Raw genomic sequence first — 24,138 nt, 5'->3', positions numbered from 1 at the left:
TTTTTCATCCGCCTTGAGGAGAGGCGGGCACGCAGTTCGTTGTTTGGGAGGACAAGCGCAAGTGACAGGAACAAGCCAGATGCAGGATCTTTCGGCCGGGGTGGCTCCGGCCACCACGCGGGTGATGAACCTCAGCCAGTTCCTCACCCAGGCCGCCCGCCGCCATCCGGGTGCCATCGGCTTTGTCTGGGGGGAGCAGCACTGGACGTGGGCGGAGATGGAGGCCCGCGCAGAGGCGATGGCCCATGCGCTGGTGCATGAATTCGGCGTTCGCAAGGGCGACCGGGTGCTGATCCAGTCGGCCAACTGCAACCAGATGTTCGAATCCATGTTCGCCTGCTTCCGGGCCGGTGCCGTCTGGGTTCCGGCCAACTTCCGCCAGTCACCGGAGGAGGTGGCCTATCTGGCGGCGGCCAGCGGCGCGAAGGGCATGATCTGCGGCGCGCAGTTTCCCGCCCACGCCGCCGCCTGCCGGGCGCAAGCAGCTTCACTCAGCTTTGTCATCTCCATCGGCGCATCGGAGTTCGCCGAGGATTATGACGCCATCACCGCGCGCAACATGGGCCGCAAACAGGCGCCCGTGCCGGTGTTCCGCGATGATCCATGCTGGTTCTTCTTCACCTCCGGCACCACCGGACGGCCGAAGGCGGCGATCCTCACCCATGGCCAGATGGCTTTCGTCATCACCAATCACCTGTGCGATCTGATGCCGGGGACGGGGCCGGAGGATGCCTCCATCGTCGTGGCGCCGCTGTCGCATGGGGCAGGCGTGCATCAGCTGACGCAGGTGGCTCATGGTGCCAAGACGATCCTGCCTGCGTCCGAAAAACTCGACGTGCCGGGCATCTGGGCGCTGGTGGAGCGCTGGAAAGTGACCAATGCCTTCACCGTGCCGACCATCCTGAAGATGCTGGCGGAAGACCCTTCGGCGGATCAGTACGACCATTCCAGTCTGCGGTATGTCATCTATGCCGGGGCGCCCATGTACCGGGCCGACCAGAAACGGGCGCTGGAAAAGCTCGGCAAGGTGATCGTGCAATATTTCGGTCTCGGCGAAGTGACCGGCAACATCACCGTTCTGCCGCCCGCCCTGCATGTTCTGGAGGATGGACCTGAGGCGCGCATCGGCACCTGCGGCTTCGAGCGCACCGGCATGCAGGTGGAAATCCAGGACGAGAACGGCGAGCCGGTGGCGCCGGGCGCGACGGGAGAGATCTGCGTCATCGGGCCGGCTGTTTTCGCAGGCTATTTCAACAACCCGGAAGCCAATGCCAAGGCTTTCCGCAATGGCTGGTTCCGCACCGGTGACCTTGGCCACATGGATGAGCAGGGCTTCGTCTACATCACCGGCCGCTCCTCGGACATGTATATCTCTGGCGGCTCCAACATCTATCCGCGCGAGATCGAGGAGAAGATCCTCCTGCATCCGGACATCACCGAGACGGCCGTGCTGGGCATTCCCGATCCGGTGTGGGGCGAGGCAGGCGTTGCGGTCTGCGTGGCGCGGCCGGGTGCGGACCCTTCGGCCATTGATCTGCGCGGCTGGCTGGACGGCAAGGTCGCCCGCTACAAGCTGCCGAAAATCACCGTGTTCTGGGAGGCCATGCCCAAATCGGCCTATGGCAAGATCACCAAGAAAATGATCCGGGAGGAACTTCTGCGCCGGGGTGAAATCCCCGCGCCGGATGCCGGAGCCTGAGCAGGACAGACAAGGGAGGAACTGGGATGAGCGATCAAGGCAAGGCCAAGGCTGTAGCCATCACCGGCGGTGCGTCCGGCATCGGTCTGGCAACCGCACACAAGCTGCAGAGCCTCGGCTACGAGCCCTGGCTTCTGGACCTGAAGCCCGAGGCGCTGGCTGGCGCCTGTGCGGAACTGGAGATTCCGGTAGAGCGCGGCATTGTCTGTAACGTTGCAGATGAAACGTCGGTTGAGGCGGCCATGCGCCGCATCGCAGCCGCCACCAGCCTAGCCGGTGTGGTCAACTCCGCCGGCATCGGCTTTGACCGTCCGGCCGTGGAGACCAGCGTCGAGGACTTCCGCAAGGTGGTCGATATCAATCTCACGGGCAGTTTCATCGTCTGCCGCTCTGCGGCGCGGCTCTGGCTGGAGCGCAATGAAACGGGCGCCATCGTCAACATCACTTCCATCTCCGGCATCTGCGGCAACAAGGGCCGCTCGGCCTATGGCGCGTCCAAGGGCGGGCTGAACCTGATGACGCTGGTGATGGCCAATGAACTCGGCCCCTGCGGCGTACGCGTGAACGCGGTGGCTCCGGGGCCGATCGACACGCCGCTGGCCCGGGCCGTGCATACGCCGGATGTGCGCGAGCAATGGCACAAGCGCGTGCCGCTGCACCGCTATGGCCAGCCGGAGGAAGTGGCCAGCGCGGTTGCCTTTCTCCTCTCGGACGAGGCATCCTATGTGAATGGCCAGGTGCTGGCGGTGGATGGCGGCTTCGTCATGGCGGGGCTGTCCGCATGAGGCCGGATGCCGGAAAACCCATGCGCCAGATCGTTCATCCGGGGCCGGTGGCAAGGGAACGCCTTGCTGCCGTGCCCTGCCGGGTGCGGCCGCTGAGGTTGACGCTGGAACCTGCTGCCGGAGAGACGGTCCTTACGACACTCGCCCGCGCCTTTGCAGATGCCGGCTATGCGGCGGGTTATGCCTGCCTTGAAGACGTCGCCATGGCGCGGATGAATTACGTGATCCCCGCCGCAAGCCCTGATGACAGCCACGCCGCCTGGTACAGCGCGACGCATGAGGGCGGGCCGGGCAGCCGGATCTCCCGGGCCGGGCTGCATCTGGGGCAGAGGGATGGGGCGCCTTTTTTCCATTGCCACGGCATCTGGACACCCGCAGGCAGGTCCGAGGCCATGGGGCATCTTCTGCCCTTCGAGGCGGAGCTTGCCGGGCCGGTGGAGGTGGATGTGCTGGCAATTTCCGGCGCGCATCTGGTGACGCGGCCCGATGCCGAGACCAACTTTCCGCTGTTTGCGCCTGAGGCTGCCCCGCCTGCACCCGGCGAAGCCGAGCGGGAAAGGGCGGGAAGCGCCCGCGGCCTGCTGCTGACCATCCGGCCCAATGTGGATGTCTGCGCCATGATTTCAGAGGCCTGCGAGGCGGCAGGCTTTGCCGCCGCATCGGTGCATGGCATCGGCTCGCTGGTGGGGGCGGACTACGAGGACGGAACTTCCGTCTCGTCCTACGCCACGGAAGTTCTGGTGCGCTCCGGCTCCTGGCGGCGCGGACAGGGCACATGCCTGGACATCGCCCTTGTTGGACTGGACGGGGCGATCAGCACCGGCATCCTGCGGCAGGGCTGCAACCCGGTCTGCGTGACCTTCGAGCTGCTGCTGACCGAAGTGGCGTGAGCGCCGCTCCGGCCAGGATCAGCGGCGGATGCCGTTGAGAATGCCGCCAATGGCGCCGCCCAGAAGCGCCGCTCCGGCTGCATCAATCATGGGATCATGCTCGGGAGCGCCTCCCGGCGGCAGGCGCTCCGGCTCGACGGCGTAGATGGGGGAGCCATCGGCCGTGGTGCCGCGCTGCACCTGTTGCGGCGGGCGCTGGAACTGGCGCTGCGGCCGCTGCTCCTGCGCCGTCGCGGCCAGAAACTCGGTCTGCGTCTGTTCCTTCAGCAGGTCATATTCCTCTTCGGACAGGCTGCCGGTTTGCTCATACTCATTGTAGCTCTGCCATTCCTTGATGGCAGCGCGTGAGCGGGCGCCGAAGACACCGTCCGGCGTTCCCGAATCATAGCCGGCAAGGTTCAGGCGCAGCTGGATTTCGCGGCGCTTGACCCGGGACCAGGACGCTTCGTCGTCCGTCGGGTCTGATGTGGCGGAGGCGCTGGCCGTGACGGCCTTTTGTGTTCTGGCGCCTTCGGCCGTTTCCTCTTCCGCTTGCGTGTCTGCCGTTCCGTCTTCTGCTGCAACCTCGCCGGACGCAGGGGCATTGGCCGCTTCAATCCGCTTGATCTGGTTGCGGGCAAAATCGGCAAAGCTGCCGGTGGGATAGGCGGCCAGATAGACGTTATAGTCCTCCACCGTGCCGCCAGCCGCCGCTGCATCCCACAGCGCCTTCTCCCGCTCCCAGGCAAGGGTGGCACTGGCGGGCACCGTGCCGGAGGCTACGGCTGCTGCATCCTGCGAGACGGTGGTTTCCGTAGTGGCATTGGCCGGTGCGGCAGAGCGGTTGAGATAGACTTCGCCAATCAGCGAGGCATTGACCCAGGGACGCTGTTTCTGCCCGGTTTCCTTGAACACGTCTCCCGTCACGCGGGTCATCACGGTCTGGATTGGTGTGTCCGGCGCATCGATGTGGCGCAGCAGGGCGCTGGTGAAGGGCGAATTGCTGCCGGTGCCATCCAGTGCCACGTCACCGGGGCTGGTGGCAAAGGCGATGACGGAGCCTTCGCCGCCCTGATCCTGCAGTTTCAGTTCGGCAAGACCGGCTCCGACACCGGCCGAACGGGAGGGATTCATGGAGCGGGCCAGCGTGCGCGCCAGCGGGTTGTCGCGGCAGGCATCCAGAAACACCATCCGCACCTTCACGTCATTGGACATCTGGCGCAGCACGAAGTCGGCGGAGATGGTTTCAAAGTCCAGCGCCGTTTCGTCATCGAATTTCGCATCCACGGGGACGAGATAGTTGGTGCCGCCCACCTGCATGCCGTGTCCGGCATAGAACAGCAGCGCCACATCGGCGCCGCGTGCTTCCTTTGCGAAGTCGGCAACGGTGCGCCGCATGGCCTGATAGTCGAGGTCATAGCCTGCCACCACCTCGAAGCCGAGCCCCTTGAGCTTGGCCGACATGGCACGCGCATCATTGGCCGGATTGGGAAGCGCGACGGTGTGGACATAGGCGCCGTTGCCCATGACCAACGCCACGCGCTTGGCCAAAGCCGGGCTGATGCCGGCCAGAATCAGGAGAAGACAGGTGAGCGCGCGCGCAAGCATCTTCAGGACCTTTCGCAGGGAAGCGAAACCGGCAGTTCGTCAGGTTTTCACTGGGAAAGTTCTGCCACGGCTGGCCGCATGCCTGCAAGCGCCCCCCGCGCCGGGTATCTGCTTTTTTGGCGTGACCAGCCCGGCCTGCAACTCACAGGCCTCAGAGCCAGGAAGGTCCGGCGCCTGCCCAATGTGTCTGCCGTCAGATGCTAGTGAAAAGAGTGGGGATCTTGAAACGAAAAAAGACGCCGAAGCGTCTTTTATACCGTCACTCTCCAGAAGGAGAGTGGTACGCCCAAGGGGAATCGAACCCCTGTTTTCGCCGTGAAAGGGCGACGTCCTGACCGCTAGACGATGGGCGCTTGACTGTCTGGCCCGTGTGGGCCGCGTCGTGTGAGGAGGCTTATAGGCAGATTGTTCGGAGGCTGCAAGAGGGTATTTGCATGTTTTTCCACAGGTCCGGACGAGGCGCTGAAGGAAGAGGGTGGCAGGCGCGGAAATCCGCGCCTTTTTGCCGGGCAAAATATCCACAGCCTTGATTTCAGGCCATGATTTCCTGCCCGGCTACGCCGCTGACCCTCGCAAGGAGGGTCTGAAAGGCCTTACCAGCTGCCGGTATTCGGCATGGAAGACCAGGGTTCTGCCGGTGCCTTGGCCGCACCCTTCTGCAGAAGTTCGATGGAAATGCCATCCGGGGAACGGACAAAGGCCATGCGGCCGTCGCGCGGCGGCCGGTTGATGGTGACGCCCTTGTCCATCAGGCTGGCGCAGAAGGCATAGATGTCGTCCACCTCATAGGCGAGGTGGCCGAAGTTGCGCCCGCCCGTGTAGGTTTCCGGATCCCAGTTATAGGTGAGCTCCAGCAGCGGGGCGGCATGAGCCTTGCCGCTTTCCACGTCGCCGGCGGCCGCGAGGAAGATCAGCGTGAAACGGCCGCCCTCGTTCTCGATGCGGCGGACCTCGGTCATGCCCATCTTGTTGCAATAGAAGTCGAGAGAGGCGTCGACATCGGTCACGCGGACCATGGTGTGCAGGTAGCGCATCTTGATTCCCTTATCTGATGTCCCGGAGGGCACAGGCCGTGCCGGCTTTCGGCCAGGACTTGCCATGGGCTGCAGCCTTGCGCCACTCTCGGGGTCTGTTCGTTGAACGGAACCAGCGTGACGGCCAGACTGCAAAATGACAAGACACCGCAATGCCAAGACAGATTGATGACCTGACCGCTGCGCAGGCCGCGCTCCGGGAGGTGTTTTCCGGCGGCGGGCGGATTGTTGTCCTGACCGGCGCCGGCATTTCAACCGAGTCAGGCATTCCTGACTACCGGTCTCCGGGAGGCATATGGTCCAGGATGGCGCCTGTTCAATATGCTGATTTCATTGAAGACAAGGCGCAGCGGCTGGAAGACTGGCGCCGCCGCTTCATCTTTCACGGCGATTTCACCCGCGCCCGCCCGAATGCCGCCCACCTTGCCCTGGCGCAGGAGGCAGAGGCCGGGCGGGTGCAACTGGTCATCACGCAGAATATCGACGGGTTGCACCAGCGGGCAGGGCTGCCGGAGGACAGGCTGGTGGAACTGCATGGCAATGGCACCTATGCCTCCTGTCTTTCCTGCGGTCAGCGGGCAGACCTGATGGCGCAGGAAGAGCTGGCGAGTGCGGGCCGCAGCCCGCGCTGTGCTGTTTGCGGCGGCCTGCTCAAGGCGGCCGTGATCAGCTTCGGCCAGTCCATGCCGGAAGAGCCCTGGCAGCGGGCTGTTGCGGCATCCCGTGAGGCCGATGTCTTTGTTGTGGTTGGCTCATCGCTGCAGGTTTATCCCGCAGCGCGCCTGCCGGAGATTGCAGTTGAGGCCGGGGCAGAAATGATGATCGTCAATCAGCAGCCCGGGCCTCTGGATGATCTTGCCTCTCTTCTCATCCGCACACCGGCTGCCGCGACTTTTGATGCCCTGTTATCCGGTAAAAATTGACAGGTATGCCGCAATTGCAGTGGGCAAAGACTGAGAGGTTGTGGTTTGTTAACAAAAGGCACTGGCCGAGCCCCCTGTGAGTGTTATCCTTTTCTTAGGAATCAGTAAGCGGTGAGTCGGATGGTTCACCCGAAGCTGACGTAAGCGGCACAGAGATGGGGCTTGGACACATGGGGGCTAAGACGGCTCAGGATCCCCGGCTGATTGAGGCGATGGCGGAGGACGCCGGCGTCGACGTGATCGAGCTGGCCGGGACGATCAAGTGGTTCGATATTGCCAAGGGTTATGGCTTTATCGTGCCGGACAATGATGGCCTGCCGGACATCCTGCTGCATGTGACGTGCCTGCGCCGGGACGGTTTCCAGACCGCCTATGAAGGTGCCCGCGTCGTCTGCGAGGTTCTCGACAAGCCGCGCGGCCTTCAGGCCCTGCGCGTTCTGTCGATGGACGAATCCACCGCCGTGCATCCTTCCCAGCTGCCGCCCTCGCGCACCCATGTGCAGGTGGTGCCGGAAAGCGGCTTCGAGCGGGCGACCGTCAAGTGGTTCAACCGCGTCAAGGGCTTCGGCTTCCTGACGCAGGGCGAAACCTCCGAAGACATCTTCATCCATATGGAGACCCTGCGCCGCTTCGGCATCACGGAACTGCGTCCGGGCCAGGAAGTGCAGGTCCGCTTCGGTCAGGGCCCGAAGGGCCGCATGGCTGCCGAAATCCGTCCGCTCGGCAGTGGCTCCCATATTCCGTCCTCCCATTGAGGATTTCCTTTGCAGAGCGTCTCTCTGTTGCGCTGCAAAGGAAATATCCGTCCGTTAATCCGGCGGGAACACCTTGCACCTAGGGTGCGGGGCGAAATGAAAGGGCAGGGCGGCCAGGTTCTGGCAAACCCGGCTGGAAGACATACGCCAGAAGAAGCGATGCTTTCGATAAGACTGATCTCCTGAGGTGGCCTTGTACCGGCCTTGAAGGATTGGATATTGTACCAGTTGCGTATGAGTATGGAGGGGGAAGTAATGCGTATCGCCCACTTCACGGCACCTTTGCGTGCCTTGAGCGTCCGGAGCACAGGTGTTCCGGCGCCGTGTCTGCGTGGAGCCTTCGGGATCGCCGTCAGGGCCATTCTGGTCGGCATGATCGTTCTGGGAGTTGCTGCCTTTGCCAAGGCGGCCGGACTGCCCACCGAACAGCTGACGGTGGAAACCGCAGCGGGCCCGCAGAGCTTCACCGTGGAAATTGCCGCCACAGAGGCAGACCGCGCCACGGGCCTGATGAACCGCAAGGAAATGGCCGCGGATGCGGGCATGCTCTTTGTCTTTCCGGACAGCGGCGAGAAGTTCTTCTGGATGAAGAACACTTATATCTCTCTCGACATGATCTTCATTGATGAGACGGGCCGTATCGTTTCCATCGCCAGGGACACGGAACCTCTGTCGGAGAAGATCGTCTCCTCTGACGGCAGCGCCCGTTATGTTCTGGAAGTGATCGCAGGCACCTCCGCACGCCTGCATTTTGCGCCGGGCCAGAAGGTCTCGGCACCCAGCATCAAGCCCTGAGATTTGCTGCAGGGTGCCGGGCCGGAAACCGGCGGTGCGCAACTGCGCAGAGGCTGTCATTGTCCCGGCCTTCGGGCTTGACGCTGTGCAGGGGAAGGCGGTACACCCGCACACATACCGGACGTCGGGGTATAGCGCAGCCTGGTAGCGCATCTGCTTTGGGAGCAGAGGGTCGCAAGTTCGAATCTTGCTGCCCCGACCACTTTCTTTCCCCAGCCTGCACTCTTTGAAGCTTCCGGGTTTCCCCGCCTGATACCAAGGCTTCCGATGCTGACGCATCACGCCTTGAAATGGCTCAGGTGCCGCACGGGCCGGTTTATGCAAGGCAAAGCTCGCTTTTTTGCGCCCTTCATCGCTTCATGGTTGTGCTGCGGTTTCGCGGCATCTGCATGATGGGGAAACGCATGACCTTGATACTTCAAGAAGATCCGACGCTTGTCGTCGCTGACGCTCTCGCCGCCCTCACGGGGCGTATCCGGGAGCAAGGGTTGTCCTTGCAGGAAAGCACGGACTTTCAGGCCTTTGAAGAGGCTGTGTCCCGGACCGAGGACCGCTATCTGATGGAGGACTTCTCCATCCGCTTCGTCGATCTGCACGCCAGCCTAGCCTTCTGGGTGGGAGCCTATAACGGGCGGGGCGAGCTTGTGTCCGTTCAGGCCGCCAAGATTGACGAGTTGAAGGACAGGAGCCTTGCTGCCTTCTGGCAGCAGCAGCAGCGGCGCCTGTTTGAAGATCCGCATGCGGACGCAAGACTTGGCACTGCTCATGCCGCAGAAGCGTTCCGGATGCGGGGCCGGATCGTCTATCACGGCAATCTGTGGCTGAGAAAGGACATCCGGGGCAGGGGCCTTGCCGAATTGCTGACGCAGACCGGCTTTCTGCTGGCGCTGCTCAAATGGTCACCCGACTATCTCTATGGCTTGATGGCGCAGGCCAATGCGATGAAGGGCTTCGGTGTGCGGGTCGGCTACAGGCACTTTGCGCCGTCCGGAACGCACTGGATCTCAGCCCCCGCCCATATCCGGCCCGATGACTGGCTCGTCTGGGCGACGCGGGCCGATCTCGTCACGCTGGCGCGGGGCCTTGCGGCTCCAGAGCCTGAATGACGCCGAAATAGGCCAGCATCCGCACCGGAGAATCGGGTCTTGGGCGCAGGGGCATGATCAGCCGTTCATAGGCCACGTCATGCATCCGTCCACCCAGCCGGATACCGGTGCGGCCATAACCATAATAGGTGCCGGCTTCCAGAGCGCTCAGGTAGCCCGCTGCCGCGGCCCGCTCAAGTTCGGGATCCGGTGTCACCAGCGCCTCGCCGGGCTGCTCGCTCCACACGCTGCCGAAAAGCTGGACCTGCGAGGAAAGCCGCCCCGCATAGACGATCGGCGGTGCAGTTCCGCTGTCATCCGGCAATGCGCAGAGGCTGAGATAGGGCAGATGCTTCTGCAACTCCGGCCCTGCGACAGAGCCGGCCCTGAGCATGTCTTCATAGAATTGAGACAGCCGGGGGTCTGCAAGACCGCGTTCGATCGCACTGCTGCCAAGGTCGGCAAAGAGCTGTCGGGGTCTGGCGAGCATCGGGCCTGTCAACTTTCTTGGGGCATGCGCCTCCCGGCTCGGGGCGTCTGCCGCAGGGCATATGTACGGACAAAGATGCCCTAGTCATCCTGCAAACGGAAGCGTGAAGTGAAGATGATGCGTGCTGGTACCTATGGCTTCCGGCGGGGTCAGTCCTGCGCCAGAGTACGCAACAGCACCTCAATCACATCGCAGAAGTCCTCGCGGGCATCCGGTGACAGGGCATCAACACTCGCTGCATGGTAATCGACCGCCAGGATCATGTCCCAGAGAACAGCAAGATCCTGATGCTGTGCTTCCGCATGCAGCCGCCCGGCCCGGTTACCGGCCGGCATCTTGTGCTCATGCTGCAGTCTGTTCACGTCAAAGCGGGGCATGACAGCCTTTCCAGTCAAGTCCGGTTCAGCGCGGCGAAGGTATGCCTGGAACGGAATACCGGGCCGCGATTGCGTCAGCATCAAGTGCAATCCTTGAGTGCGGTTGTTAGAATAGGTCCAGATTCAAAGCTGTCATAGCAATCAAGAGTGATCCCTAAGGTTGCAAATTGTGCCAAATCGCGTCAGCGCTTGACCTCAGCTGCCGGTCCTGCGTGCCGGTGCCTGTGTCAAAACCGGTTGTGCGGCCCCCGCGATGCGCAAGTGATGTTGACATTCGCTCCGTTCCCGCAGAAAACAGCCATGAATGGCTGGTGCAGCGCCGCGGTCGCGCTGCAGCCTGGAAAACTCCGGCAAACCAGCAGCTTGCAGCACGTATGCGAGACGGGACAGACACAATGGTGGCGCGAATCTACCGGCCGGCGAAGACGGCCATGCAGTCGGGCAAGGCCAAGACGCAGCGTTGGGTGCTCGATTATGAGCCCGAGGTTGCGCGCAGCATCGATCCGCTGATGGGCTACACCTCCTCTTCCGACATGAAGCAGCAGGTGCGTCTCTTCTTCGAAACCTGTGAAGAAGCCGAAACCTATGCACAGCGCAAGGGCATCGCCTACCGGGTGGAAAAGCCGAAGGACCGCACCATTCGCGGTGCAAGCTATTCGGACAATTTCCGCTTCGACCGGCATGCACCCTGGACGCATTGAGGCGCCTGACCAGATCAAGCCTGCCTCAATGAGATCTGGGCACTGATACCGCCCGTCCCGCCTTCCGGGCGGGTTTTGAAATCGACACCGGGCAAGGCCGTTCCTCCGGCATGCCCCGCGCGGCTTGATCCGCGCAAACGGCCCCTTAGCTCAGCTGGATAGAGCACTCGCCTTCTAAGCGAATGGTCGCAGGTTCGAATCCTGCAGGGGTCGCCAAACCATTATCCAACCGATTGATTTTGCTATAGGTGCGACCGTTCCGGGAATGGGGTGCGACTTAGAGTCTGCTCTGCAGGCGTTCGCTGCCGCCTTGGGCTGCCGCTTTGCGGCCTGCTGTCGTCGTCGAACGAACGGGGCAGGCCAACAGTCGCTGGCCTGCCCCGGGAAGAATGCCTGAGATACGAAGAATGGCTGAGATGCGAAGAATGGCTGCGATGCCATGTCCGGACGGTCAGCCGGCAGGGAACGGCAGCGAACCTTGTTCAGCCCGCTTTCGTGCTCCGCAGCAGATCACCCGGCGACAGCTTTGCCCTGAGCGCCTCGTTCACATCGGCAGCATCATCGTCCAGTGCGTTGGCCGCCATGGTCAGCAGATAGGCGCAGAACGTGCGGCCATCCTTTTCAGCTTCACGGCGGGTGAAATAGATCATGCGCTTGAGGGACTCCGCAGACATATCCTGCATGGCTTCATGGCCATGCACTGTTTCCGCGGCTGCTTCAGCCTTCGTCAGTCCTGCAGCTTTCGACATGTGCAACCTACCGTTCTGATATTGACCGGTTCTCCGGCCTTGCGTGAAATACCCAGTTCTTGGGCGGCAGCTGGTTTCCCGGCTCACTGAAAGCCAGCCTGCCACGGCACCGGTACGTTGATCATCGGGTTGTAGCGTGAAATGAACGTGATAGGTTGACTATGATTGCGGTAATGCTGAAGAATCGGCACTCTTGAGTTGCAGGTTGTGCGGGTGCTTTGAGAAACCTATCCTAGTACATAAGGAAAAATAGCAAGGGAACGGCTGAGGGGCGGGGTGTCTGCAGCGGAATTTCTTGCTTCTGATCCGGAATGATTGTGGGACAAACAGCATGACGAGGTTGTTTTTCAGGACGCTCGGGGTGCCGCAGCTTGAGGACAGCAGCGGAAGGGTGCTGAGCCTGAAGACGCGAAAGGCCCTGGCTATTCTCGGCTATCTGGTGCGCTGCCCCGGAGGAACCGAGACGCGCGGCGAGCTGTCTGCCTTGCTGTGGAGCGACGGCGACCGCTCCCGTTCCGCCATGTCCCTGCGTCAGGCCCTCAGTCACATCCGCCAGGCCGAGAAAGAGGCGGGGATGCGGCTGGTGGTGGCAACACCTTCCACCTTGTCGCTGTTGCGTGAAAACATCCAGACCGACATCGATGTGCTGACACGGGGCGTGGGCGGGGCCGATCCCGGTGAACTGGACCGCATCAGCTCGCTCTGGGCCGGTGATTTCCTGCATGGCTTTGATGTGCTTGACCCGGCATTCGGCGAATGGCTTGCCGTTGAGCAGGCACGGGTGCGCTCGGTCCTGAGCAAGAAAATCACGGAGGTTCTGGAAGAAAGCCGGACGGGGATTGGCCATGTTGCCTGTGTCAAGCGCGAGCGGCTGGCGCGGTTTCTCCTGTTGCTTGATCCGGCCAATGAATATGGGCACCAGGAACTGATCCGGCATTTTCTGCGTCAGGGGCAGAAGGAGAAAGCACAGCAGCAGTTCAGGGACTGTGCCCGGGAGCTGCGCAATCTCCTCGACATCGAGCCCTCGGCAGAAACGCGCCGCTTGCTGGAGGACGTGCCGGATGTTGCCGGCTCTGAGGGGCATCTGGCTGCGCCCGCGCAAACCTCTGGCGCCGGTGCAGAGACCGTCCAGCAAAGCGTCATAGCCTTTCCCACGGGCAAGAGGATCGCGTCTGCGCCGCCCCCGGCCATGGCGCCGGCGGCCGGCAGCGAGACTGGCCGGTTTTCTGCTGCTGGCAGCATCGAGGCCGCTGTCCCCGGCGAGCTGCGTTTGCCGGTCATTTCGATTTCGAGCATGGCCTGGGACGAGACGGCAGGAGATGAGACGGCTTTCGCTGTCCGGGAAGAGGTTGTGACGGGGCTTTCGGCCTACCGGTCGTTCGAGCTCTATGAGGCCGCCTATTGGGCGGGTGACGGCAGCATAGCCCCGATGCGCGTGGATGGCGGGGATCTGGGCAGCTTCCTGCTGCGGTTTCACCGGGACCGGACGCTCAACCGGCTTGGCATCCAGCTGGAGAACCGGACCAGCGGGCAGATCGCTTTTCATGAACTGATTGATCTCGATCTGGTCAGGTCCAGCCACGAGCTTCACGAAGCCGTCTACCGCACGGTCAGCCGCATCCACAGCCATATTATCGGGCGCCTGCGCCAGCGGCCGGGCCGCAGCCCCTTTGGCCGCTGGTGCCAAGCAGATGCGCTGATCTGGGAGTTCAACGCCGCTGCCGACCGCAAGGCTCTGGCCATCATGCAGGATCTGCAGGCGAGTGATCCGTCCTTCAGTCTCACCTATGCCGGGCAGGCCTCCATCCTGCTGAAACAGGCCCTGTTCTATCCAACGGCCGAGACGCCGCTGGCTGATGCCGAACATGTGCTGTCGCTGACGGAAAAGGCCGTGGCTCTGGATCCGTGGCAGGTGGTCAACCACCGTGTGAACGGCTGGGCCTTGATCCACTCGCGTCGGCCCGATGATGCCCGCCGCTCCTTTGTCCAGGCGTTGAAGCTGAACCCGCTTGATCCGATGAACACGATCTCTGCGGCCGAGGCCCTGGCCTATATCGGCGAAAGAGAACAGGCACTGAAGACGGCCGAGAGGGGATTTGACGGGCTGATTGTCACGCCGCGCATCGTCTATGGATATCTGGCGAATGTGTTCTTTGCGCTCGGCGATTATGAACGGTCGGCTGACTACGCAAGGCGCGGCCCCTTCGACAATTTGCATGGCCTGGCCACCCGTTTTGCCGCGCTGTACCGGGCCGGACATATGCAGGATGCGGAAGCAGCACGCGCGCTGCTGCTGCAATGCATGGAGCGGCAGCTCGGGGCGAGTACCCGCTGGCAGACTTCCCTGCAGCTGCGGCAATGGCTGGACAGCGTGAACCTGTTTCAGGATCCGGAGGCGCGGGCCTCGTTTGATCTGGCCATGAACAGCCTGCGGGAAACTGTCGGGCTGGCGCGGCACGCCTGATGCCCGGCCGGGATGCTGCCGGTTGGCATCAATGCAGCGGACCTGCCGCGGCGCTCTGGCCAAGGCCGCTTTCGATTTCCTGCAGATAGGCGGCATCGCCGCGTGCCAGCTTTTCGGCATTGTAGCGGAACGGAAGCACCACCTGACGAGTCTCTGCCGTCTCCACGAGAATCTTGAAGTCAAACAGCGCTGTCAGGTTGGCGGGCAAACCGGCAGCGGCAAGGACAGCGGCCGGGTTCCGGCAGAGCGCTTCACGCTTGTCCGGGTCGGCTGCCGCTTCAGCCAGAATGCGGCCAAGCACCGGGATCTTGGAGGCGGGCAGGGGAAATCGCGCCATGGCACCTGTCCTTGCAAGAGCTGCTGAATGCGGGATGGACAGGACAGCCCCCCTGTCGGCGGGCTGTCCTGTAGCCCTCCGGTCTTATTCCGGCAGGATGTCGTAGTAGCACGCACCCAGAGCCTTGCGGCCGAGCTCTTCGAAATAGCTCTCGTCGGCAGCGGCGAGGCGGGCCGTATCAACCGCGGCCGGAACCACCAGATGCACGGTGTCAGCGCTGTCCGCATGGACGGTGACGCCGGAGAGGTGCTTTGCGGCAGCGGCCGCAGCTTCGCTGGCAGTGGCCGCGTCATTCACGGTCTTGCCGATGAGCGCGCCAAGGGAGAGCTTGCTGTCGAGAATGGCTTCCTGCTTCATGACGAACCTCTTCAGTCTGGTGTTGGAATTGCTGGCACCGGGTAAAGCGAAGCTGCTCCTGGAAACTGTTATGTTCCAGGGTCAAAGGGCCTTGCCTGATGCTGGTGTCACGTGTTCCCGTCAGATGATCTGGCCGGGGTGCCGTTGCTCAATCAGGCTGCGCCGGACGGAGCTCTTCGGCAAGAGGCGGACCGGGGCTCCCCAGCAATGCAACTCTTGAGCGGTGAAGGCTTGTGGACAAGGCAGTGGCACAAAAAGGGGCATTTCTGCGGGCTGCCGAAACGGCAGAAGCGGACCCTCATGGGGCATTCAGATCTGCGGCGCAGGGAAATGGCGGGACAGACGGGACGGCGCAGGCTCTGGCCTTCCTCCTGTCCTGCGGCCTTCTGGAGCAGCGCGGCGGCAGTTTGCGGGCCGCTGAGGGCGTCCCGCCTGAGACCCTGCGCCTGTTTGCCGGGTTTCTGGACCGTTTTGCCCCCCGGATCGCCTTTGCACCGCTGGCGGACTGTCCGGTCCATGTTTGTACGGCCATGCCAGGTCCGCTGCCTGAGGGCTGGCGTCGGGAGGCGCTCCAGCCTCTTCTGGCGCAGCTGGCCTGTGGCGGGCAGGGGCTGGAACGGCACCGGGCCGTGCTCGGCTGCCTCGGCGAACTGGCGGAAAGGCTCAGTCTGATCGCGCAAGGGCCAGAGGATCCGCTCGTGCTGGAGCGGCAAGGTGAAGATGACGAGGATCTGCCGGCCGGGGCCTTCTTGCAGTTCAGCGCCGCTCAGGAGAAGGAGCTGGCCGCCCGCGTTCCCGCGCTTGCCGCGGTGTGGGAAGATGAGAGGATCGGCTGGAACCGGCTGTCCCGGCGGCGGATGCGTGTTACCTCTGCCTTCTCGGATGAGACAGCGCTGATTCCCGCCTTTGCCGTTCTCCTTGGCGAAGGACGGAATGCAGGGATACCGCAGCTCCCGCTTGGGTCGGCGCTTGGATCGACGCTGGGGGCAGCCGTCTGGACGGATCGGGAAACGGCGGCCCGGCGGGCGGTGCTGGAACTTGCCGAACGGGACGCCGCCGGCATCTGGTGGCACAACCGGCTGGGGATAACCCCCTTACCCTGGGCTCAGGCGAGGGAGTTTCTGCCTAAAATATGTGCTGATTGGCTCACTGCGCGCGCGCGCGTCACTCATTTTCTTTACTTGCCAGTTGACTTTTCGCTGCATGTGATAGCCGCCGTTTCCCACGGTGAAGACGGGAAATCCGGCGTGATCGGGGTGGCTGGCGGGCTGGAGGCAGGGGCTGTGCTTCAGTCTGCAATCGGAGAACTCGTACAAGGTGAATTTGCGCTGGAGCTTGCAGGCCGGAGGTCTGCGTCCGGCAAAGAGGGGGGAACTGGCTCTGCGTTGCAGTCCTATGCAGCCAGGGACGTGCGGCAGGACCTGCGGCTGGAGGCGGCAACTGCCGCCGTGGTGCAGGATCTTGAACGGGAGTTTTCCTGGCAGGAGTTCGAAGCCTCGCTGATGGCGCAGAAAACCCGGATCTGGCTGGCGGATTGCTCAAGAGCGGAGACCGGGCTTGCTTGCGTGAAGGCGGTCAGCCCGGATCTGTGCTCCTGGCTCCCCCGCTTCGGCAACCTGCGGCTCTTCACGTCTCCGGTCCGGTGGGGACTGAGGCCTTTGCCTGCAGAAGAGGGTGAATTTTCCGGACGGCACTATCCGTTCTGATCTGCCGCATGCCACCATGTCTGAAGTCCGGCCGGTTCTCTGCGGTCAGATCCGTGAAATACCGGAGGGCAGGGTGCTTGACAGGCCCGTCCTGACCGCATAGAAAAAACATGAGACTGATACTCCACTTTTGGAGCGGCGCTCTCACCGGCTTCGTGCCGGTTCCCCTCTTGGGGTCTCTGGAAACCAGACTTTAAAGGCGGGCTTTTTGCCCGCCTCTTTTTTATTTCAGCTTTTGGGCGCTGTCAGCCCGGGCGGCCATCTTCCTTGGGCCGGGCGAGCGTCAGCACCCAGAAATGGCGCCACTTGCCGGTCGGGCGGCGCACCCGCGAAATGCCGACCCGGGTCACATAGGGATTGAGCAGGTTGCGGCGGTGGCCGGCAGAGCCCTTCCACCCGGCCATGGCGGCATCGAGGCTGTCATAGCCGGCACCGAGGTTTTCTGCAGCGGCGTAATGTTCGTAGCCATGCCCATCCAGGCGGCGGGCGAGGGCGATGGCCCGGTGCTCGCGGGTATCCATGCTGTCCCAGCGGGCAATGTGATTGGCCATCCATGCCGAGATTTCATTCAGGCGTCCGTCAGCGCGCAGCGGCGGCAAGCCGTTTTCTGCACGGAAGCTGTTCAGCCTCTGCAGCATCTCATCCCGGTTTACCGAAACCGGTTCAATGGGCACATTGCGGTCGAACTGGCTGCCTGATCCTCCGCCGCAGGCCGCAAGGGGAAGAACGGCTGCACCAAGCAAAGTCAGGCGCAGGGCGTCGCGTCGGGTAAGGTTCTGTCTCAGCATCGTCCCTCAGGATATTGAAAAAAAGATTATTTTGCGCCAGGCCAACTCACACCCTTGTCCGCGAAGAAGGGATAGGGCCCCGGATATGCCTCTACATAGTGAAGATGGCTGGACAAACCAGCCTCCGGGTCGAGCCGGTGCACAAAAAACGCAGGCGGTTCCATCACAAATTCGGCAGGAGCGTCCGGCGAAAAGTCCAGAACACAGGCATGGGCTGTGCTGGGGCACAGGGTCATGACCGTTCCGGCAAAGCGCGCGATGATTGTCCGGTGCACATGACCGCAGATCAGCCGCTCCACATGATGGTGGCGTGAGAGGATGGCGGCGAGCGCCTCGGTGTCCGCAAGGCCGATCACGTCCATATGGGCGATGCCGGTCACCTTGGGCGGGTGATGAAGGGCAACGAGGGTGGGCGTGTGATCGGCTGCAAGCGTCTGGTCAAGCCAGGCGATCTGTTCCCCACCCAGCCGGCCATAGGGCTTGCCCGCAACGCTGCTGTCCAGCACCACGAGGCGCAGGCCGCCGATGGTGACCGCATAATGCAGCTTGTCTCCGGCGGGCGCATCCCCCACACCCGGAAAATCCGCCAGTTCGCTGCGCATGGCGCCTGTCAGGTCGTGGTTGCCGGGCATCACATAGACCGGGCAGGGCAGCTGGCGGCAGAGCTGGCGCAGCAGGGCATATTCCCGCTCATCGGCGCCGTCCGTCAGGTCGCCGGTGATGACAACGGCATCGGGCTTCTGCGGCAGGGCGGCGATGGCGCGGAACGCACGGGCCGCCAGCATGTTCGTGTCACTCACCCTGTAACAGGCAAGGCCGCGCGGGCGCAGGTGCAGGTCGGTTATCTGGACAATCAGGGTCATCGGCCTTGGGGTCAGCTCCATGGAAAGGGCGGGAGGACGATAGTGGAAACCGCGTTTCGCGCAAGTCTCAGGTTCCCCTTTGGATTGCTCTCCTGTAGGAAGCGGTGCAGCATCACATGGCAGGTGCAAACGGTTCCGGAACAGTCACATGCATGAGACCGAGCAGCAGACAGGCGAGAGCATCGACGGCGGCGCAGCCGGCATGGCACAGGCGCGCGATCCCCGGCCGCATACGGCCTGGTTGAAGCTGCTCGGGCATGACCTTTTTGCGCCCGCATTGCTGCTTCTTCTGGCGCTGTTCATGTTTGTGCCGGGCCAGTCTGCCGTTCCACCGCTCGACCGGGATGAGCCGCGCTTCACCCAGGCCACCAAGCAGATGCTGGAAACCGGCGACTATATGGACATCCGCCTGCAGGAGGAGCCGCGCTACAAGAAGCCGATCGGCATCTACTGGCTGCAGGCCGCTGCCGTGAAGATCACGGGACATGACGCTTCCGCACCCTTGTGGGTCTACCGGCTGCCGTCCCTGCTGGCGGCATTGACGGTGGTGCTGGCGGTCTATTGGACGGCACGCGCCTTCACCGGGCCGCCAGCCGCGCTGGTGGCTGCCATGCTGGTGGCTCTGGCGCTGATCCTTGGTGTGGAAAGCCGCCTCGGCAAGACGGATGCTACGCTTTTCGCCTCCATCGTTCTGGCGCAAGGGGCTCTGGCGCGGATCTATCTGGCGGATGACGCCACCCGCCGCCATTGGGGGCTGGCACTGGTCTTCTGGGTGGCGCTGGCGCTTGGCATTCTGGTCAAGGGGCCGGTGGCACCGATGATCGTTGGCCTGACAGTTGCCGCGCTCGCCTTGATGCGCCGCCGGATCGGTTGGTTCCGCGCCGCCGCGCCGCTGCCGGGTGCCGTCCTGACGCTCCTGCTGGTGCTGCCGTGGTTTGTGGCGATCTGGATTGCCTCCAAGGGCACATTCTTTGAAGAGGCCATCGGCCGCGATCTGATGGGCAAGGTGGCCGAGGGCCAGGAAAGCCACGGCGCACCGCCGCTGACCCATCTTGCAGCCATGCTTGTGGTGTTCTGGCCGCTGCCGGCTTTTCTGGCGCTGGCAGCCCCGCGCATCTGGGCGCTGCGCTCCCTGCCGCTGGTGCAGTTCTGTGCGGCCTGGTTCTTCCCGGCCTGGGTGGTGTTTGAACTGGTGGCGACCAAGCTGCCCCATTACACCATGCCGCTGCTGCCCGCCCTTGCGCTGCCCGTTGCCCTGGTGATCGTGGACGAGCGGCCGGCCACCGGCCGTGTGCTGCGCTGGATTGCGGCGGTGCTGCTGGCGCTGCTGCCGGTGGCGATTGCCGCGGCCTCCGTTGCCGGGCCGCTGTTCCTTGGCGACTGGCCGTCTCCTCCGGGCGTGGTCTTCTGTGTCATCGCGGCCGTGATCAGCGTCTGGGCCTCCATGCGCCTGCTGCGCGGCGACATGACGGGTGCGCTCTGGCGCTCCTGCGCGGCTGCGGTTGCCATGACCACCGGCTTCTGGGGCTTTGTGGGGCCAGGACTGTCGACGATCTGGGTCAGTCCGCGCCTTGTGGCCGCGATTTCCGAAGGCGCAGGCTGCGCCCCTGTGAAAGTGGCCTCAACCGGCTTCAGCGAGCCAAGTTTTGTGTTCCTGCAAGGCACGGACACTTTGCTGGGCGGCGTGGAACAGTCCGCAGCCTTCTTGGCGCAGGACCCGGCCCCTTGCCGTGCCGCCGTGGTGGAAAGCCGTCAGGAACAGGCGTTTCTGGACGCCGCCAGCAAGGATGGGCTTGTGCCCGTGCTGGCAGGCAGGGTACAGGGCCTGAATATCAACGGGGGGCGGCAGCTCGATCTGGGGATTTATGTGCCCGGAGCGTCTGCAAGATGAGCGAGCAAGAGGTAAGGCCCCTGATGGCATCCGGACGTTTTTCCAAGGTGCGGCAGCGTTTTGTGGCAAATGTGGCCAGCATCCGCACCATTCTTGCAAACCGGCGTGCCCGGGCGAAGGGCCCGCATGAGCCACTGCCTGCCGGCCAGCGCCCGCAGGACTTTCTGGCCATCCTGCTGCTGGCAGCAGGTTTCGGCGTGGTGATGCTGGACATTCCCGCCATTCCATGGGTGCGGGCACTGCCACCGGAATATGGCGTGGTGTTCTCCTGGGTCACGGATCTGGGCAAGTCCAACTGGATCCTGTGGTCTACCGGACTGTTCTGCCTCGCCTGTCTGGCTCTCGTGAATGCGCAGGTTCTTGCTGTGCGGGTGCGCATGGCCGGAGCCATGATCTGGACCTATGCGGCCTTCGTCTTCTATTCCGTCGCGCTCAGCGGCCTCCTGGTGGTGATCCTGAAGTGGAGCATCGGCCGCGCCCGGCCGAAGCTGTATGAGGTGGCGGGCCCGGTCGAGTTCAGCCTCTTCGCCTTTAACAGCACCTACACCAGCTTTCCCTCGGGCCACTCGACCACGGTCGCCGCTTTCGCGCTGGCACTGGCGCTGATTTTCCCGGCCTGGCGCTGGCTGATCGCCGCCGTGGCCTTCTGGGCAGCTTTCAGCCGTGTGATGGTCGGGGCGCATTACCCTTCGGACGTTGTGGCGGGGTTGCTGCTCGGGGCCGCGACAACGCTATACTGCGCCCGCTGGATGGCGAAGCGCCGGATCGGCTTCGTGCTGCGCCCCGGTGGACGGATCCGTCCCATTGCCAATGCCTTCTCGGCGCGGGCAGCCTTCCGGGCGCTTTGGAATGCGGCCCTTGGGCGCCGGTCTATGACCGCGCATCCAGCCGCTGCACAGGATGAAAAGTGAGATGCCGATGAACGGTACAGAGCAGGGCATGGCAGAGGCCGGACTTGAGGTGAGCGTGATCGTGCCGGCCAAGGACGAGCGCGACAACCTGCCCATCCTGCTGGACGAAATTGCCGAGGCGCTGCAGGGCCGCGCCTTCGAGGTGCTGGTGATCGACGATGGCTCGACCGATGGCACCGATCAGGTTCTCGCCGGTTATGCCGCTTCCCATCCCTGGCTGCGCCCTCTGCGCCATGCCCGGTCCGGCGGCCAGTCCTGCGCCGTGCGCACCGGGCTGCGCCATGCACGCGGGCGGATTGTTGCCACGATCGATGGTGATGGTGAAAACAACCCGGCCTATATCCCGGAGCTGATGGCTGCGCTGGAAGCGGGCGGCCCGTCCGTGGCGCTCGCCGCCGGGCAGCGGGTGGGGCGCAAGGCAAGCCGTGCCAAGCGCATTGCCTCGCGGCTTGCCAACCGCCTGCGCGGCGCGCTGCTGAAGGACAACACCCGTGACAGCGGCTGCGGCCTCAAGGCGCTGCGCCGCGAGGTCTTCCTGCAGCTGCCGTATTTTGACAGCTGGCACCGCTTCCTGCCCGCGCTGGTGATCCGCGAGGGCTACGGCGTGGTGCATGTGGATGTGCTGGACCGGCACCGCCGCCACGGCACGTCCAAATATGGCATTTTCGACCGGGCCCTGATCGGCGCACTCGATCTGCTCGGTGTGTGGTGGCTGCGCCGCCGCCGCAAATCCATCCCCGAGGTTTCGGCCATCGAACCGGCCGCCGGACCCCGTTGAGACCACGCCGGAGCGGATCACAGGAGCCGCAATTCAGATGAACGCTTTGCTTGACTGGCTGCATACGGTTTTCGTGCAGCAGCTGGATGTTTGGATCATCCTGGGCTTCGTCGCCCAGTTCATGTTCTCGATGCGCTTTGTGGTGCAGTGGATTGCATCGGAGCGGGTAGGGCGGTCCATCGTGCCGGTGGCCTTCTGGTTCTTCTCCATCGGCGGCGGCACATTGCTGCTGATCTACTCGATCCAGCGTCAGGACCCGGTGTTCATCGCCGGACAGGCCCTTGGCCTGATCATCTATATCCGGAACCTGTGGCTGATCTTCAAGGAAAAGCGCCAGGATCCCACGATCTGAACCCAGAACCTTGGCTGCCAGGAAAAAAAACAACGGGCGGGATGGTCACCATCCCGCCCGTTCCTGTTCCGGCATGTCCGGCTGTCAGGCGGCGCGGATGGTGCCGAGGAAGCGGGAGAGCTCGCGGTTGAGCTGATCGGCCTGCTTGGCAAGATCGGCCGAGAAATGCAGCACGTCCGTCGAGGCGGAGCTGGATTCCTGTGCCGCACGGGTCACCGTGGTGATGGCACCGGACACTTCCGCGGTGCCGCTGGAAGCCTGCTGCACGTTGCGGGCAATTTCCTGGGTGGCGGAGGACTGCTCTTCCACCGAGGCGGCAACCGCGCCGCTGATCTGGCTCATCTTGCGGATGGATTCGGCGATGTCCGTGATGGCTGCGGCTGAGTCCGTGGTCGAGAGCTGGATGGAGGCCACCTGCGAGGCGATCTCCGTGGTGGCCTTGGCCGTCTGGTCGGCGAGCTGCTTCACTTCGGCGGCAACCACTGCAAAGCCCTTGCCGGCTTCGCCCGCACGGGCCGCCTCGATGGTGGCGTTGAGGGCGAGCAGGTTGGTCTGGCTGGCGATGCCGTTGATCAGCTCGACGATGTCGCCAATCTTCTGGGCCGCATCCGACAGGCTGTGAACCTTGCGGGCGGCCGTATCGGCATCTGTCACGGCCACATTCGACATGCGGTTGGACTGGTCGACCTGACCGGCGATCTCGCGCACGGAAGCGGTCAGTTCCTCGGTCGCAGCTGCCACGGTCTGGACGTTGGCCGAAGCCTGCTCGGCGGCCGCTGCCACGGTGATGGACTGCTGGGACGTGTGTTCCGCGTTGGAGGACATGGCCTGCGCCGCCTTTTCGAGACGGTTCGCGGCCACCGTCACATTGCTGACGATGCCGCCAACGGCATCTTCAAATTCCTTGGCAATGCGCGCCATCATTTCCCTCTGGCGGGCTTCTGCGCTGGCCTTCTCTGCATCGGCTTCCCGCTGCAGGCGTTCCTTCTCGATGCTGTTTTCCTTGAAGATCAGCGTAGCCTTGGCAACTGCACCGATTTCATCGCGGCGGTCCGTGCCCTCCACAGCGACCGTGTTGTCGCCATCCGCAAGCCGGGTCAGTGTTTCGACCATCGCGGAAATCGGCTTGGCCACGCCATACTGGCTGACATAGAGGCCGATGCCGATGCCAGCGATGATGGCAATGACAGCTGTGACCACCATGGTGGTTGCGGCGGAGATGGCGGAACTGGAGGCAGTCTCGCGCTGCGTCTTCATCATGCCATCGGAGTAGGTGCTGTAGACCTTGACCGCATCCGTTACGTTTTTCTGGCCGGAAAGGGCGGTTGCAAGGGCGCCAGTGATGGCTTCCTCATTTGCCGGATCCTTGGCGGCCACGTCCACCATGGCAATGATGGTCTTGAAATAGGCATCCATTGCCTTGCGCACATCGGCCAGCTGCTGCTTCTGCGCCGTGTCGGCCACCGCTTCGAGAACCGGTAGGCGGTCCAGCATTTCCTTGGAGCGGCGGTCTGTTTCGGCTCGGAAGTCGGAGGCTTTTTCCGGCGCGAGGGCCAGCTGATAGGTCATGCGGCTGATGGCGATGATGTCGATCCGCAGGTCCATTGCTTCGCGGGCCGCTTCTTCCGAAGCGCCGACTTCCGTGAAGGAATGACTGAGAGCGTTGATCTGCGTCCAGGCGACGGCCGCGATTCCGGTCGCGCAAAGTCCCATGAGAATGAGGACCGCCAGAATCTTCTGAACGATCGGAATATGCTTGAGTGCCATCGGTAAGGCCTTTCTGCCGAAGCGGAAGAATCTGGCCGTAACGATAGGATGTGG

The 24,138-nt window shown here is 63.3% G+C and carries 24 protein-coding genes and 3 tRNA genes; 16 read left to right on the top strand and 11 right to left on the bottom strand.

Going from position 1 to position 24,138, the window contains the following annotated elements; all coding sequences use genetic code 11:
* Positions 1 to 79 precede the first annotated feature (79 nt).
* Genes ACVNHC_RS05085 through ACVNHC_RS05075 form a run of 3 tightly spaced genes read left to right on the top strand, consistent with a single transcriptional unit; the run spans position 80 to position 3,374 of the window.
* Positions 80 to 1,699, top strand: coding sequence for an acyl-CoA synthetase (locus ACVNHC_RS05085; RefSeq protein ID WP_457166909.1), 1,620 nt, complete (start codon positions 80 to 82; stop codon positions 1,697 to 1,699).
* A 26-nt stretch (positions 1,700 to 1,725) separates the two neighbouring features.
* Positions 1,726 to 2,484: an SDR family NAD(P)-dependent oxidoreductase gene (locus ACVNHC_RS05080; protein WP_457166610.1), complete on the top strand. Its 759-nt coding sequence runs from the start codon at positions 1,726 to 1,728 to the stop codon at positions 2,482 to 2,484.
* A 20-nt stretch (positions 2,485 to 2,504) separates the two neighbouring features.
* Positions 2,505 to 3,374 (top strand): DUF296 domain-containing protein, encoded by an 870-nt coding sequence (locus ACVNHC_RS05075; protein ID WP_457166609.1) that lies wholly within the window; start codon positions 2,505 to 2,507, stop codon positions 3,372 to 3,374.
* Positions 3,375 to 3,392: 18 nt separating this feature from the next.
* Here the strand turns inward: ACVNHC_RS05075 and ACVNHC_RS05070 are convergent, their stop codons facing one another.
* From ACVNHC_RS05070 to ACVNHC_RS05060, 3 genes are all read right to left on the bottom strand, one after another.
* Positions 3,393 to 4,961 carry a caspase family protein gene (locus ACVNHC_RS05070; RefSeq protein WP_457166608.1) on the bottom strand — a complete coding sequence of 523 codons (1,569 nt, stop codon included), beginning with the start codon at positions 4,959 to 4,961 and terminating at the stop codon, positions 3,393 to 3,395.
* A 278-nt stretch (positions 4,962 to 5,239) separates the two neighbouring features.
* Positions 5,240 to 5,314, bottom strand: a tRNA-Glu gene (locus ACVNHC_RS05065).
* Positions 5,315 to 5,554: 240 nt separating this feature from the next.
* Positions 5,555 to 5,995 (bottom strand): VOC family protein, encoded by a 441-nt coding sequence (locus ACVNHC_RS05060; RefSeq protein ID WP_050471624.1) that lies wholly within the window; start codon positions 5,993 to 5,995, stop codon positions 5,555 to 5,557.
* A gap of 152 nt (positions 5,996 to 6,147) precedes the next feature.
* Between ACVNHC_RS05060 and ACVNHC_RS05055 the strand changes: the two genes are divergently transcribed.
* From ACVNHC_RS05055 to ACVNHC_RS05035, 5 genes are all read left to right on the top strand, one after another.
* On the top strand, positions 6,148 to 6,918 hold the full coding sequence (locus tag ACVNHC_RS05055; protein WP_457166607.1) for an SIR2 family NAD-dependent protein deacylase: 771 nt from the start codon (positions 6,148 to 6,150) through the stop codon (positions 6,916 to 6,918).
* Positions 6,919 to 7,088: 170 nt separating this feature from the next.
* Positions 7,089 to 7,673: a cold-shock protein gene (locus ACVNHC_RS05050; protein WP_050471622.1), complete on the top strand. Its 585-nt coding sequence runs from the start codon at positions 7,089 to 7,091 to the stop codon at positions 7,671 to 7,673.
* A 255-nt stretch (positions 7,674 to 7,928) separates the two neighbouring features.
* Positions 7,929 to 8,468, top strand: a complete 540-nt coding sequence (locus tag ACVNHC_RS05045; RefSeq protein ID WP_457166606.1) for a DUF192 domain-containing protein — start codon at positions 7,929 to 7,931, stop codon at positions 8,466 to 8,468.
* Between the two features lie 125 nt (positions 8,469 to 8,593).
* Positions 8,594 to 8,670, top strand: a tRNA-Pro gene (locus ACVNHC_RS05040).
* 202 nt (positions 8,671 to 8,872) lie between these two features.
* Entirely contained in the window at positions 8,873 to 9,574 is a 702-nt protein-coding gene (locus ACVNHC_RS05035) for a hypothetical protein (protein WP_457166605.1), read from the top strand.
* Here ACVNHC_RS05035 and ACVNHC_RS05030 read toward each other — a convergent pair.
* Both ACVNHC_RS05030 and ACVNHC_RS05025 read right to left on the bottom strand, forming a co-directional pair.
* Entirely contained in the window at positions 9,534 to 10,043 is a 510-nt protein-coding gene (locus ACVNHC_RS05030; RefSeq protein WP_094461673.1) for a hypothetical protein, read from the bottom strand. The two genes, ACVNHC_RS05035 and ACVNHC_RS05030, sit on opposite strands and share 41 nt — an antisense overlap.
* Positions 10,044 to 10,192: 149 nt before the next feature.
* Positions 10,193 to 10,420, bottom strand: a complete 228-nt coding sequence (locus ACVNHC_RS05025) for a hypothetical protein (RefSeq protein WP_055456773.1) — start codon at positions 10,418 to 10,420, stop codon at positions 10,193 to 10,195.
* 395 nt (positions 10,421 to 10,815) lie between these two features.
* On the opposite strand from ACVNHC_RS05025, the gene ACVNHC_RS05020 reads away from it, so the two are divergent.
* Positions 10,816 to 11,121 carry an ETC complex I subunit gene (locus ACVNHC_RS05020; RefSeq protein WP_186393530.1) on the top strand — a complete coding sequence of 102 codons (306 nt, stop codon included), beginning with the start codon at positions 10,816 to 10,818 and terminating at the stop codon, positions 11,119 to 11,121.
* A 139-nt stretch (positions 11,122 to 11,260) separates the two neighbouring features.
* Positions 11,261 to 11,337 (top strand) — tRNA-Arg (locus tag ACVNHC_RS05015).
* A gap of 266 nt (positions 11,338 to 11,603) precedes the next feature.
* Here the strand turns inward: ACVNHC_RS05015 and ACVNHC_RS05010 are convergent.
* Positions 11,604 to 11,870, bottom strand: coding sequence for a hypothetical protein (locus ACVNHC_RS05010; protein ID WP_072242675.1), 267 nt, complete (start codon positions 11,868 to 11,870; stop codon positions 11,604 to 11,606).
* Between the two features lie 331 nt (positions 11,871 to 12,201).
* Between ACVNHC_RS05010 and ACVNHC_RS05005 the strand changes: the two genes are divergently transcribed.
* Positions 12,202 to 14,334, top strand: coding sequence for a BTAD domain-containing putative transcriptional regulator (locus ACVNHC_RS05005; RefSeq protein ID WP_457166604.1), 2,133 nt, complete (start codon positions 12,202 to 12,204; stop codon positions 14,332 to 14,334).
* Between the two features lie 28 nt (positions 14,335 to 14,362).
* Here the strand turns inward: ACVNHC_RS05005 and ACVNHC_RS05000 are convergent, their stop codons facing one another.
* Positions 14,363 to 14,671, bottom strand: a complete 309-nt coding sequence (locus tag ACVNHC_RS05000; RefSeq protein ID WP_122520012.1) for a hypothetical protein — start codon at positions 14,669 to 14,671, stop codon at positions 14,363 to 14,365.
* Positions 14,672 to 14,755: 84 nt separating this feature from the next.
* Entirely contained in the window at positions 14,756 to 15,028 is a 273-nt protein-coding gene (locus ACVNHC_RS04995) for a hypothetical protein (protein ID WP_050471615.1), read from the bottom strand.
* Between the two features lie 245 nt (positions 15,029 to 15,273).
* Between ACVNHC_RS04995 and ACVNHC_RS04990 the strand changes: the two genes are divergently transcribed.
* Positions 15,274 to 16,734 (top strand): YcaO-like family protein, encoded by a 1,461-nt coding sequence (locus ACVNHC_RS04990; RefSeq protein ID WP_457166603.1) that lies wholly within the window; start codon positions 15,274 to 15,276, stop codon positions 16,732 to 16,734.
* A gap of 245 nt (positions 16,735 to 16,979) precedes the next feature.
* Here the strand turns inward: ACVNHC_RS04990 and ACVNHC_RS04985 are convergent, their stop codons facing one another.
* Positions 16,980 to 17,522, bottom strand: coding sequence for a CAP domain-containing protein (locus ACVNHC_RS04985; protein ID WP_208977405.1), 543 nt, complete (start codon positions 17,520 to 17,522; stop codon positions 16,980 to 16,982).
* 26 nt (positions 17,523 to 17,548) lie between these two features.
* Entirely contained in the window at positions 17,549 to 18,385 is an 837-nt protein-coding gene (locus tag ACVNHC_RS04980; protein WP_457166602.1) for a phosphodiesterase, read from the bottom strand.
* A gap of 148 nt (positions 18,386 to 18,533) precedes the next feature.
* On the opposite strand from ACVNHC_RS04980, the gene ACVNHC_RS04975 reads away from it, so the two are divergent.
* The 4 genes from ACVNHC_RS04975 to ACVNHC_RS04960 are packed head-to-tail and all read left to right on the top strand — an operon-like array spanning position 18,534 to position 22,317.
* A complete protein-coding gene (locus tag ACVNHC_RS04975) occupies positions 18,534 to 20,276 on the top strand; it encodes an ArnT family glycosyltransferase (protein WP_457166601.1) in 1,743 nt (580 codons plus the stop codon).
* Between the two features lie 23 nt (positions 20,277 to 20,299).
* Complete coding sequence (locus tag ACVNHC_RS04970; RefSeq protein ID WP_457166600.1) at positions 20,300 to 21,187, top strand: phosphatase PAP2 family protein; 888 nt, start codon at positions 20,300 to 20,302, stop codon at positions 21,185 to 21,187.
* Between the two features lie 7 nt (positions 21,188 to 21,194).
* Entirely contained in the window at positions 21,195 to 21,965 is a 771-nt protein-coding gene (locus tag ACVNHC_RS04965) for a glycosyltransferase family 2 protein (protein WP_082205824.1), read from the top strand.
* Between the two features lie 37 nt (positions 21,966 to 22,002).
* Positions 22,003 to 22,317: a lipid-A-disaccharide synthase N-terminal domain-containing protein gene (locus ACVNHC_RS04960; protein ID WP_050471610.1), complete on the top strand. Its 315-nt coding sequence runs from the start codon at positions 22,003 to 22,005 to the stop codon at positions 22,315 to 22,317.
* A gap of 84 nt (positions 22,318 to 22,401) precedes the next feature.
* On the opposite strand, the gene ACVNHC_RS04955 is transcribed toward ACVNHC_RS04960, so the two are convergent.
* Complete coding sequence (locus tag ACVNHC_RS04955) at positions 22,402 to 24,084, bottom strand: methyl-accepting chemotaxis protein (protein ID WP_050471609.1); 1,683 nt, start codon at positions 24,082 to 24,084, stop codon at positions 22,402 to 22,404.
* Positions 24,085 to 24,138 lie beyond the last annotated feature (54 nt).

Source organism: Pannonibacter sp. Q-1 (genome assembly GCF_054073275.1).
This window is presented reverse-complemented; position numbering and strand designations above follow the sequence as displayed.